Consider the following 12,065-nt stretch of genomic DNA (forward strand, 5'->3'; position numbering starts at 1 on the left):
TTGCCCAGTTGCTGTGGTGGGCGGTCAACTTGGTTAAATATGGCAAACCCGCTAGCTATCATACCTATTCAGCTAAATTTTGGGGGATAACGCTTTTCATTGCTGTTGTTGCTTTGTTCGGTTTTGATTACGGGGGAATAGCTTTATGGTTGAGTTGTATTGTTGGCACTATTCACAGCTTTGAAGAAATTATCATGACGCTGGTATTGCCAACCTGGACGCATGATGTTTTAAGTATTTTCCATGCTTTGCAATTACGTCGTGAATTGAGTAATTAAAGGAACATAAAATGGTACAAACTCCCATCAAGCCAGAAACTAAATTACCACCTTCCAATCATGAATTTGCTCAAGTGATTCATCGCTTAGAAGCTGGTGGCGCAATGCTACCGGATACACCGGAAAATTTGATGCAAATTATCGGACTGTACAAAGCTTATGCAGTACCGATGGATTTCTACTGGCGGGATCTGCTATACATTGCCGAACGTGTATTTTTAGACCCCTTTCCTTTCTTTAAATACTTCTTGCCAAAAGAGTACTTAGATTTACACAATCATTATGCTGGAGATGATGCCGATTTGCGGATATGGCGCGGACAAGCAACTGCCCATCCGGAACTTTTGGCGTTTATGGAGAAGGGAGAAACCTTCAAAATGCCTAAGTTGTTTCATCACTTGTGGCATGACAGAATTAATATGGAGTTTGCGGAAGCCTGTATGCAGGCTATGTTTTGGCATAGAGGGATGGGTGGCAAATTTGACCCATATTTGGATACCGAGGAATATAGAGCTAACGCGGATAAGGCAATTAAAGCTTACTTTAAATACAACCCAGTCATGTTGGGATTGTATAAGCTTTTCCCAGATATGTTTATAGAACAGGTGAAGCAATTATCGTATTACAGTAACCTGGGTTTATTCTGGGAAGTGATGGCTCCGGTATTTTTTGAAATGAGCGATCGCTACGACGAAGGAAATATTAAAAGCGTTCCCGATGCGATGAATTTTCTCGTAAATGGAATATTTGCGATCGCGGGTCGTCCCATCTATCATCACGTCTACATTCGCGGCGAAATGTACGAAATCATCCCCAAATCAAAAGGGTTCATGTGGTTATACGAAGCTGCATTACCTTATGTAGAAGCTGTGTTTTATCGCACTGCTCCTTTCCGGGGTACAAAGTCTTACAACGCCCAAGCTAAACAAGTGCCTGAAGATCAGAAAGATTTCCACTACGGTATCCTTTATGCTGATGTTTTCCCGGTGGGTACTGCTGGTATTCCACCTACATTGTTGATGCAAGATATGCTGCATTTCCTACCCCCATATCTAGTGGATTACTATAGCAAACATTGCCGAGGCGAGGATGATATGTTAATCCAACTCGGTATTAGTTTTCAGCGCTCGATGTATTGCGTTACTTCTGCTGTAATTCAAGCTTTGCGAACTGCACTTTTGTATCCTTTAGACGATCCGAATCCAAAACATTTGCAAGCGAATCGAGCTTTTTTTGAAGCCCAAATAGACAGATTTAAGCGTCCGGAAGCTCGTTTGCGCGATATTCAGAGTCAGGATTATAGATAGCAAGTTGGTAAGTCGCGCCTTTAGAAACCCGGTTTCTCCAAGAAACCGGGTTTTTGGATGTTCAGTTTCAAAATGAAGTTATATGGTACGTTACGCTACCGCTAACGCACCCTACAGTTGTTACAGTTGCGAATAAGTTGAGGAGAGAACTTTACTGTCGTCGCTGACGCATTTCTTTGAGGTAAGCTTTTTGATAATTCAAGTAAGTACTATGCCACTCGCGAAAACGGCGTTCTCCGTCGCGAACAAGCATTTGACGATATTCTTCCGAGGGGATGAATCGTTTCTGGGGATTCAACTGTGTTTTCATAATTAATACCGCCTCGTTGACAACTCAACTGTAAGAGAGGGACGACCGGGGCGACCGATCGCCCTTCTGGGGCCTCACAGATATTCTTGGTGCGAGAAACAATTAATTTCCTCGCTTGATAGCTAAACTACCCCATCAGAATTACCGTGTCAATCACATGGATTACACCGTTATCTGCTTCGATATCTGGCGCTAAAACCGTGGCATTTTTTACTTCAAAACCGTTAGAGCAATCTATCTTGATGGGCGAACCTTCAACTGAGATAACCGAACCGAGTTTTGCCAAATCAGCCTTCATCAACTTACCGGAAACGACATGATATGTTAGAATCCTGGCGAGTTGCGGAATATTTTGTACCAGAGTTTGTATAGTTCCGGGTGGCAGCTTGGCAAAAGCATCGTCATTGGGCGCAAATACAGTAAAAGGGCCAGGACTTTTGAGAGTATCGACTAAACCAGCGGCTTGGACAGCAGTGACCAAAGTTGTAAAAGAACCCGCACCAACTGCAATATCAACAATATCAGGCATAAATTTCAGTTCATAGTTTGCAAACAGCTGCTTTAAAGAGCGTAAACTAACCTGAAATCATAGACAATCAAATTTTTTGGCATCACACAGCCTCGATAATTGCTGATGCCATGCGATCGAGGCGCACGCTTTTGTCGCTCAAACCCACTTCGTCCACCGAACGCGGCATCCCGTAGACAACGCAGCTTTCTTCCGCTTCTGTAAAAATTGAACCGCCATAAGATTTTATCCAAGCTGCACCTTGTTTGCCATCCGATCCCATCCCGGTCATGACTACACCTAAAACGCGATCGGCAAACACCTCCGCCGCCGACTGAAACAGCACATCTACGCTGGGACGGTGCAGGGTATCGAAGGGACGCGCATCGAGATGGGTAACTACTCTACCATCCGCTTGGCGGATAAAGCTGAGATGCCGTCCAGCCGGCGCAATTAACACCACACCGGCAGTAACTGCATCTCCTTCTCGCGCTTCGATTACCTTCAGCGAGGATATATCATTTAATCTGCGAGCATACATTTCTGTATAACCGACTGGCATATGCAGAACGATCGCAACAGGTACGGGAAAATTTTCAGGCAACTTAGGAATCAAAAAACTCAGCGCCTGGGGGCCACCAGTAGAAATTCCCAGCACGACAATATCTACCGCACCCGATCGCACTTTATTCTGGTGCGTGACTTCAACTTTTGCAGGCGATTCAATTTCCCCATATGAGGCTACGGTAGGCAGATTGGTTAGGCGTATACTGGCAGCAATTTTTACCTTTTTAATCAATTCATCCGCGATTTCAAACACTTTTTCCGTTGCCAATGCGGTCGGCTTTTGCACAAAATCAACTGCCCCGGCATCAAGCGCTTCCAGTGCCGTTTCCCCACTCTCGCTGGCAATACTGACAATTATCACTGGCACGGGACGACGCTTCATTTGCTCGTGCAAGAATTCTACCCCATTCATGTTGGGCATAATTAAATCTAACGTCACCACATCCGGCTTAAGTTGTTCGACCATTTCCAATGCTTCCCTACCATCGCGAGCAGTACCGATCACTTCAATAAGCGGACTGCGAGATAGCATTTGTTTGACAATTTTACGGACATAAGCAGAGTCATCGACAACTAATACACGCACTATTTGAGACATAACAATCAATCTCTCCCGAGCAATTGTAAATTGTAAATTAGGAATTGGGACTTGGTGATTCCGATATCCCATGCCCTACCCTCTATTAGTTAACGCTTTACATATATAAACGCATTTTCGATCTCTTGCAATTCAAATTCTGTCGTTAATTTTAATAACGATTCCGATGCAGCTACACACAAATAGCCGGGGGTGGGCATAGTCTTAGAAAACGCACGAACTGTTTGGTAAATTGCTTTTTCGGAAAAATAAATAAACACATTTCGACAAAAGATAATATTTGCGGTAGCTAAATGCTGAATTTCGGATTCAGCCATCAAATTTGCTGTTGTCCACTTAATGCGGCTGTGAAGTTCGGGTACCACTCGCCATTGGTTTTCCTGTTCTTCCCGGAAATATTTCGTTTGTAGGTGAGGCGGTAAATTGCGGAAAGAGCGATCGCGGTACACTCCTTGCCGCGCTTTGGCGATCGCACTCGGACTGCCATCGCTGGCATAAATTTCGATCGGTGCCCTTGCAAACCAACCTTTTTCGTTAAGAGCCATAGCGATACTTAAAGGTTCTTCTCCACTAGCGCAGGCAGCGCTCCAAATTCGCAGGCACTCAGTAGGATGTGCCGTAAAATGTTCTGGGACTAGAACCTCAACCAAGGCTCTGATTTGATCCATCTCTCGCCAAAAAAAGGTTTCCTGTATGGAGATAGCATCCATTACCTGCTTCCACTCTTGCTCAGCAGCATCGTCATATTTCAGGAAGTAATAGTAATCTAAAAACGAATCCAACCCACAGGCAATCACGCGAGGCGTCAGTTTTTCCGCCAATAAATCGCGCCGCTCGTTATCGTAATTAACACCTATGCGCTCGTGAATTAAGTCTCGCAAAAGTGTAAAATGGCCATCCGGTAAACTGAATATTTCCGAAACAAATCGCATAGCTTAAAGTCAATCATTCAGGCATTCATACCAAATCCGCTTTGATTACCCAGGTTATTCAAAGGGGAGAGTGGGGGAGTGGGGGAGTGGAGGAGTGGGGGAGTGGGGGAGTGGGGGAATTTATATGTACATTTTCGACCTTTATTTCGTTTTCCCGTAATCCCGCTCTCCGGCTCTCCCGTACTCCCATTCTCCCGCTCTTCCCTCTCCCTCTTTCCTAATCCCTAATCCCTAACCCCTAACCCCTTCGGTCATTGTTTTGTGGGTGGCCACGAACGATCGACGATCGACCGCGAACAACGAACATCTGACTGATGACTGATAACCTCAGCACTTAAACGGAAGTGATTTGACTTTTCTGGGCGGCGCGGCGCACAGTTGGATCGGGGTCTGTGTGAGCCAGCACTGCCATTTTTTGTTGTGCATTGCGGTTGCCAAGGTGTTCCAAGGCATTGATTGCTGCTAAACGCACGAATGAATTTTTATCATCCAAAGCAGCAATCAAAAATTCAGAGGCGTGAGGATGTTTCAGACGCATCAGCACCTCTATCGCCGCACAGCGTACTTTAGTGTGCGGGTGCTTCAGTCCGCGTCCTATAGCTTCAATATGCTCCTCACCCAGGTTAGTTAACGCCGCAATACAAACTTTGTTGACTTGGTGCGTCGAAGTCAATTCCAGCAGCGCGGCGATCGCTTCCGGAGTGCTTAACTGGGCCAGCGCTTCGATCGCCGCTTGCACGAGATGAACCTCAGAAACAGTTGGCTCATGGGACGGCAATATATTTAACTCGCTGCACGAACTGGAAACAATTGCCTCGTTTGCATTTACTTCCTGGACAGGCTTAAATATTGTCGTCCCAGAAGTCTCGTCAAACAAGCCGGAATCTACAGCAACTAAGCTGTATAGCGCCGCTTCCACACCCGTACCGCCCCGTTTCCCCAAAGCGCGAGCAGAGTAAATGCGCCGTTGCAGATCGGATGAGCGCAAAGCCGACAACAACGGCGGTAGGGAATTAGGATGCCCGATTTCCCCCAACGCCATCAGAGCAGAACGAACTAAATCGTCTGTACTGCTGGAATCTTCTGCTAGAGGAGCCAAGATCGATACAGCTCGTGGCCCGCCGACTCGCCCCAGCGCCTCCACTGCGGCGATTCGCACCTGAGTAGCCGGATCGGAAAAGGCCAATTGGGCCAAAGTGTCCACCGCTTCCGGGTAAGCGTGTGTGCCCAAAGCTCGCGTTGCGTAATACCGCACCCAAGCATCCCCATCCATGAGGGCGTTGAGCAAATAGGGATAGGCAATCGGACTTTCCATTTGCCCCAAAGCACGAGCCGCAGTCGCCCTCACTTTGGGAGTATCGTTTTCCAGCGCCCAAATCAGGGTAGGCAGCACAGGTGCATTTTCCAGATAGGGAATCAGTTCGATCGCAGCGCGGCGGACATCCTCCTCCGAATCCCGACATCGCTCTAACAGCAGGGTCACGCATTCATTGAACGCAAAATATCCGGCGATTTTGACTGCCGACTCCCGTACATGAGGGTCTTTATCTTGTAACAGATCGATCGTGCGCGTGAGCATATCGGGATGACCCAGAGAATTCAGAGCTGCCACCACAGCTTGACGTACTCCGGGCGAGGGATGACCCATCAAACCCAGCAGCGTATCGTAGGCACGTCGATCGCCAATTTGGGCTAAAGCACCGGCAGTCGTAATTGTCAATTCCGAATCTGTTGTCAAAAGTTGGGTCAGGGCTGGCACTGCCAGGGGGTCGCCAATGCGTCCCAGCACCGCGACTGCGGCTTCGCGGACTTGGCATACCTCCGCCTTGAGTTTTTCGATCAACAGATCCGTCACCCGTTTGCCATAACGCACCAAAGCTTCCATGACCAAGTAGCGGACAGTAGGATGGCCCAATAACTGAACCATCACCGATTCCACATTCCGTTCGGTATCCCCAGGAGTTTGACCCAAGAGCAGCACGATCGCCTTTAGTTCATTCGGCTTTGCCCCCTGCACTGCTTTTGTCAAATTTTGTACCCCAGTAGTATCGATATGGGATGCTGCCAACGCAGCGATATAGTTTCCTTCTCGATACAATCTTTGATAGCGATCGTACAAACTGGCGATCGCTGCTGCAATCTCCGCTACCGGAGTTCCTGCCTTATTCAACAACCGAGCCAGAGCGGGAACAACGCTAGCATCCCCTAGCTGACCCAGCGCATCGACTACTGCAACACAGAGCAGTTCGTCTTCCAGCAGGGGCAGCATTCGGGGCGTCACCGTGCCATCCCCAATGCGCCTTAAAGCATCGAGGGCGGGAAAAGCCAAAAAGAAATCCCCCGATTCGGCAATCTCCATCAGCGGCTCAACTGCAAGAGTGGCGTTTAAATTTCCCAAAGCATCGATCGCGTGATACCGCACGTTTGCATCTGTATCTTCTAAGGCGCGGATCAGTGCGGGTATAGCGCGGCGATCTAAATTCGCCCTCAAATCCCTTCTTGCCGGATCGTTTTGCTCTCCTAATGCCAGCGCTGCATAGATCCGCAAATCGACATCTTCGGAATTAAGACAATCGATCAGTGCCGGGACAATATCCACCTTACTTTGCTTGAGTACTTGCAAAACTGCATTGAGGACGCCGGGATTGCGATGTTCCTCTCGCAAACTTCGCAACAGGGACGTGGCGATCGTTCCCCCTGTTTGCTGCGCTAAACTATCCACCGCCGCCCGCCGCACCCGCCAGCTACTATCCCCCAGCGCCTTCACCAGCATTGGTTCCGGTTCCAGCACCTGGGCCGTTGCGAGCGCTTGGGCAGCACGCAGACGCACTAATTCGTCGGGATTGTCAAGTTCAAAGGAGAGGTCTTTTTGGAGATCGAGTTGCGCGGTGACATCTTCCACCGTCACTACTGTACCAATAACAGACAATGTTTGAAAGTTGCTCCAATCTCCACAATTATTACTATTTTCTTGTAAAGGAGCGATCGTCACCCGTTGCTGCATAAACTCAAAATGCAGTGAGGGCTTTACGGTAGGACACTGGAATAAATAGGGGTAAACTGCGCCCGATAGCGTTTCTACCCCTCCATTCTTCAATACCCGCTGGAAATGAGCTAAAATTCCGCGACTTTCTATATCGGGAACGATATTGGCAAGGGAAACTCCACACACTTTAGGAGCGGGCAAACCTGTAACGCTGGCAAGCCAATCATCCCACGATCGCACGATCAAGTTGGCATCGGTTGTAAATATACTAATGGTCATCGTTCATCGGTCAAAAGGTGATGGGTAAATTTTTATCTTTGCAATAGATTTAATTGCGATTTCCAATTCACAATTAACTAAGTCCGTCTATAATTGCGGTTAGATTTACGATGCCTTCCTGCCAGTTTTCCGCAGCACGCTGAATCTCTTTGAAGACTTGGGCATTGCGTTCTGTGAGCGTGCGAACGTGACCCATTCTATTTACAATTGTATCCGAAAAATTTGAGTGTTCGCGATTGGCAGTAACGATCGTCGCCACTTGTTTGGAAATATTTTGTGCGACCAAAGTCATATCTTTAACTGCGCGTGTTTGTTCCTTCATCGCTAAAGCAGTTTGATCTGATTGCCGGCGGATATTTTCGATGGCGGTTGTAATCTCAACAGTAGCAGCGGATTGCTCGTTCATCCCCTTACTGACATTAGCAATTAAACGCTCTAAACGTTCGGCTTCTTGAGAAATTTGTTCTCCTCCGCGGCTTTGTTCTGCAAGAGCGCGAGATGTGGTAGACGCACCGCGTCGCATCGATTCTACCGCTTGCAGAATTTGACTTGCGCCTTTAGCTTGTTCTGAGGTGGCTTTGCGTACTTGTTGAGCGAGTGTGGTTGTATTTTGAGCTGCTTTGATGATCTCTCGTGCCGCACGCCCTTGTTCGTTCATTGCCTTAGAAACTTGTTGAGCGCTTTTACGCATTTGTGTTGTAGACTGAACTAAATTTTGCACTGATTTGGCTTGCTCGGAGGTGGCGCTCGCCGCTTCTTTAGATTGCATTGCTGTCGTATTGATAGCGGTTACTACGTTCTGTCCGGCACTCGTCTGTTCTTCGGAAGCGATGGCTATTTGACGCACCAGTTGTGTAGTTTCTTGCACTCCTTTAAGAATGGTTTTTAATCCGGTTACGCCATCTTCAGCTAAACGGCTGCTTTCATCGGCAACTCGCATTCCTTCATTCGATTTGGCAACCACTTCTTGCACGGCATTTTGCAGCGATTTAACGATCGCAGCAATATCGGTAGTTGCCGCCGCAGCTCGTTCTGCTAAGTTGCGAATCTCCTGGGCCACAACTGCAAAACCCCGTCCCGCATCTCCAGCTCGCGCCGCTTCGATCGATGCGTTCAATGAAAGCAAATTGGTACGTTCGGCGATTAAATTAATCGTATCTACAATACTGCCAATTTCGTTGGTGCTATTGCCCATTTCCCGGATGGCATTGGCAGATTGAGCCATCGAATCGCGGACGCGGGTAAGACCTTCGATCGATTTTTGCACTGCCACACCGCCAACTTCCGCATCTTTAGCGACTCGACTGGTGATTTCTTCTGCTTGTTTGGTCAGCTTTGTTACCGATCGAATGGAACGATCGAGTTGAGTGGCGCTAGCAGCAGCGCTGCTAGCTGCATCGGTAATTTGGGCGGCGTTTTGGGCAACTCCCTGTACGGAACGCGCCATTTCCTCGATCGAAGTGGATACGCCTTCTACTATGGCCGATAAGTTTTCTGTTGTTGACGATACTTCCTCTATAGAAGCTGCCATTTCGTTGATGGCACCGGTTGTTTTTTCCGCAGCACTGTTCAACTCGTCTGCATTAGAAGCGACACTTTGAATAGAACGAGTGATTTCTTCTATTGATGCGGCAGTTTCGCTAACGGCTACGGAAACCGCATCGGTATCTCTGCTGACGGTTTTGATAGAAGCGGAAATTTCTGTCATCGAGCTGGTGACTTGGGTGGCAGATGTCGCCATTTCTTGTGCCGTGTCGGCGACGCTTTTGATAGAAGAGGTCGTTTCTTGGATCGAGGTAGCAGTTTGATTGACTGCTGCCGCCATGTTAATCGTACTGGCAGTAACTTGCTCTATAGAAGCTGCCATTTCATTGATCGATGAGGCGAGTTCTTCTGTGGAATTGGCAACGGAAGTAGCTTGTGTCGCTGTTTCTTTGAGCGTAACGGCCATTTCGTTAGCGCCATTGACGGTTTCCAAGATCGATCGCACCTGCGTTTCTGCGTTTTGCGATATTTCCTCTCCTAACCGCCAGATTTCTTTGACATTTTGCGCCGCTTGTTCTGTTTGGCTGCGAATGCGGTTAATTTCCACATATCCGCCATTTGGTGCGGCCATATTTATCGCTTTGCCAAATGGATCGGTATTTAGATGATGTCCATCACGCGATTTACCCTTATTCTGGAACTTTTTTGCCATTGCCTTTACCTTTTTATTGTTGTTTATTGTTGATTGGTATTAGCTATTACCGAACGCTGCTAAACTATTATTTGAAAATTTTAATACTTCTTCGCAATTGAGGATTAGCACTAATTTTTCTCCTGAAATAGCGATACCTGTCAAATATTTGTCACTGAGTCCACAAATAGCCTCTGGCGGCGGCTGGATAGCATCAGCGGGAATCACCACAAATTCGCGAGCGGAGTCTGCTATTAAACCCACAGTTCGATCGTTTGCCTTAATCACTATTAGGCGCGTGCGGATATCATAGCGAATTTTTTCAAAGCCGAACCTTACCCGCAAATTTATGGCGGGAATCACTTGACCGCGAGAGAAAACTACACCTTCTACAAAGGAGGGCGAGTTTGGTACTGGGGTAATCTGTTCGATCATCTCCATACGCTGTACCATTTGAGAGGAGATAGCATATTTTGTGCCCACAAGTTCAAAAATTATAAAAGGTTCATTGCTCATAAGCTAATTGGCTAATTGGTTAATTGGTTAATTGGCTAATTGAGGGATTGCACATCATTTATTAGTATTGACTCCGAGCTAGCAAGGGGCGTCGGAAAGTGGGGGAGTGGAGAAAACATTAGAGATATTTTTTGCTGTTCTCCTGATTCTTCAGTTCTCCATTCTCCTATTATCCCGTTCTCTCACTCTCCCCCTCTTCCCGACGCCCTTTCTTTAGACTTTTAATTTTTTATTCTGGCGGCGCGAGTTAAAGCTATAATATCGAGAATTAAGACTGCGTATCCATCACCGAGTTCGGTGGCTCCAGCGATACCCGTAACTTGAACGAGGGGATCTGTGAGCGGTCGCACCACAATTTCTCGCTGTCCTAAAATGCGATCGACAACGATCGCCGCTGCACTAAATCCGTTGCCAACTACAACCAAATTTAACAGTGACTGGGAATTGATTGACTGGAGAATGTTTGTTTGAGTGTTCAGTTCTTTTTTGAGAGTGGGCTGAAGATTCTCCTCTGCATCTGAGCCTGGGATCTCGTTTTCTAAGTTAAAAATGCGAGCCAGACGAATCAAAGGCAAAACAGTGCCTCGGTGAGCGATCATTTCATTATTTTCCCATTTCGACTCGCGCAGGGGCTTAAAAAATTTATCGCCCCACTCGCCACCCATAACGGAGGCATTTGCAAATGTCGGATATAAAGTGACATCTGCTGAGGGCACTTGAGTTATTTCATGCACCGATGACAGAGGAATGGCAAAAGTTTGTCCGCTGACGGAGACAATTAAAGCATCTGCGATCGCCAAAGTCAGGGGCAGTTGAATTATAAAGCGGGTACCTCGTCCCACCTGGGTATCCAGTGAGAGAAAACCACCTAATTCTGTGACGGTATTTTTGACAACCGTCATCCCCACACCGCGCCCACTTGTTAAATCTGCTTCTTTACGAGTGGAAAAACCGCTCGCGCAAATCAGATCGAGTAGAGTTTCGCTAGAGAGCGTCGTATCCGCACCAATCGACTCTTGCTCTCTCGCACTAGAGGTTACCGCTTCTACATTAACGCCTCGACCATCGTCCTCAACTTCGATCGTCACCATTTCCCCAACAGTTGTAGCGCGAAGGGCAATCTTTCCTTGTGGCGATTTGCCCCAACGCACCCGCTCTTGTTGCTCTTCCAAACCGTGACTGACAGCGTTACGCACCAAATGCAACAGCGGGTTCATCATCCGCTCTACTATAAATTTATCAATTTCAGTTGTTTCCCCGCTCACTTCCAGTACCACCTGCTTTTGAGTTTCTTTCACCAAATCGCGGATCGCAAACTGCATACGTACAAAAATTTCCCCGATCGGTACCATACGCACTCGCATTACACCTTCCCGTAAATCCCGCAACTGCCTTTCCAGGGTAAGGTTTGTTTCCCGCAAGGTACGTAAATGAGACGCTGGCAAAATGGTTTTGAGGTTGTTGAGGTTATCCGCTAGGCGAGAACGAGTAATCACCAATTCGCCTACCATCTGCATCAATTCATCCAATCTCGCCAAGTCTACCCGCACTACGTTCGATGGTGCGACTGTGAAAGGGAGTGGGGGAGCGGGGGAGTGGGGGAGCGGG

The 12,065-nt window shown here is 47.5% G+C and carries 9 protein-coding genes and 1 pseudogene; 2 read left to right on the forward strand and 8 right to left on the reverse strand.

Annotation, left to right across the window (positions count from 1 at the left end):
* Together H6S82_RS05225 and H6S82_RS05230 are read left to right on the forward strand one after the other, a co-directional pair.
* Nucleotides 1-278: pseudogene (locus H6S82_RS05225) on the forward strand (CDP-diacylglycerol--glycerol-3-phosphate 3-phosphatidyltransferase); the annotation flags it as partial.
* An 11-nt stretch (nt 279-289) separates the two neighbouring features.
* Nucleotides 290-1,585, forward strand: a complete 1,296-nt coding sequence (locus tag H6S82_RS05230; protein WP_190466017.1) for a CO2 hydration protein — start codon at nt 290-292, stop codon at nt 1,583-1,585.
* Between the two features lie 151 nt (nt 1,586-1,736).
* On the opposite strand, the gene H6S82_RS05235 is transcribed toward H6S82_RS05230, so the two are convergent.
* The 8 genes from H6S82_RS05235 to H6S82_RS05270 all read right to left on the reverse strand — a co-directional run.
* Nucleotides 1,737-1,895, reverse strand: coding sequence for a hypothetical protein (locus H6S82_RS05235; protein WP_190466039.1), 159 nt, complete (start codon nt 1,893-1,895; stop codon nt 1,737-1,739).
* Nucleotides 1,896-2,022: 127 nt separating this feature from the next.
* Nucleotides 2,023-2,424, reverse strand: coding sequence for a fasciclin domain-containing protein (locus H6S82_RS05240; RefSeq protein ID WP_190466020.1), 402 nt, complete (start codon nt 2,422-2,424; stop codon nt 2,023-2,025).
* Nucleotides 2,425-2,506: 82 nt separating this feature from the next.
* On the reverse strand, nt 2,507-3,568 hold the full coding sequence (locus tag H6S82_RS05245) for a chemotaxis response regulator protein-glutamate methylesterase (protein WP_190466023.1): 1,062 nt from the start codon (nt 3,566-3,568) through the stop codon (nt 2,507-2,509).
* Nucleotides 3,569-3,657: 89 nt separating this feature from the next.
* Complete coding sequence (locus H6S82_RS05250; protein WP_190466025.1) at nt 3,658-4,500, reverse strand: protein-glutamate O-methyltransferase CheR; 843 nt, start codon at nt 4,498-4,500, stop codon at nt 3,658-3,660.
* 334 nt (nt 4,501-4,834) lie between these two features.
* The gene (locus H6S82_RS05255) at nt 4,835-7,765 is read right to left on the reverse strand and encodes a HEAT repeat domain-containing protein (RefSeq protein ID WP_190474718.1); all 2,931 of its coding nucleotides are present in this window, start codon (nt 7,763-7,765) and stop codon (nt 4,835-4,837) included.
* A gap of 73 nt (nt 7,766-7,838) precedes the next feature.
* A complete protein-coding gene (locus H6S82_RS05260) occupies nt 7,839-9,962 on the reverse strand; it encodes a methyl-accepting chemotaxis protein (protein ID WP_242056831.1) in 2,124 nt (707 codons plus the stop codon).
* A 39-nt stretch (nt 9,963-10,001) separates the two neighbouring features.
* A complete protein-coding gene (locus H6S82_RS05265) occupies nt 10,002-10,457 on the reverse strand; it encodes a chemotaxis protein CheW (protein ID WP_190474716.1) in 456 nt (151 codons plus the stop codon).
* Between the two features lie 221 nt (nt 10,458-10,678).
* Nucleotides 10,679-12,065 (reverse strand): chemotaxis protein CheW (locus H6S82_RS05270; RefSeq protein WP_191056058.1); only part of this gene is annotated, 1,387 nt, incomplete at its 5' end.

Source organism: Planktothrix sp. FACHB-1355, from assembly GCF_014748295.1.
Lineage (GTDB): Bacteria > Cyanobacteriota > Cyanobacteriia > Cyanobacteriales > Aerosakkonemataceae > Aerosakkonema > Aerosakkonema funiforme_A.

Excerpts from the sequence above, each read along its gene's own strand:
- H6S82_RS05255 (WP_190474718.1), bottom strand. The coding sequence starts at position 7,765 with ATGACCATTAGTATATTTACAACCGATGCCAACTTGATCGTGCGATCG.
- H6S82_RS05265 (WP_190474716.1), bottom strand. The coding sequence starts at position 10,457 with ATGAGCAATGAACCTTTTATAATTTTTGAACTTGTGGGCACAAAATAT.
- H6S82_RS05250 (WP_190466025.1), bottom strand. The coding sequence starts at position 4,500 with ATGCGATTTGTTTCGGAAATATTCAGTTTACCGGATGGCCATTTTACA.
- H6S82_RS05235 (WP_190466039.1), bottom strand. The coding sequence starts at position 1,895 with ATGAAAACACAGTTGAATCCCCAGAAACGATTCATCCCCTCGGAAGAA.
- H6S82_RS05230 (WP_190466017.1), top strand. The coding sequence starts at position 290 with ATGGTACAAACTCCCATCAAGCCAGAAACTAAATTACCACCTTCCAAT.
- H6S82_RS05245 (WP_190466023.1), bottom strand. The coding sequence starts at position 3,568 with ATGTCTCAAATAGTGCGTGTATTAGTTGTCGATGACTCTGCTTATGTC.
- H6S82_RS05240 (WP_190466020.1), bottom strand. The coding sequence starts at position 2,424 with ATGCCTGATATTGTTGATATTGCAGTTGGTGCGGGTTCTTTTACAACT.
- H6S82_RS05260 (WP_242056831.1), bottom strand. The coding sequence starts at position 9,962 with ATGGCAAAAAAGTTCCAGAATAAGGGTAAATCGCGTGATGGACATCAT.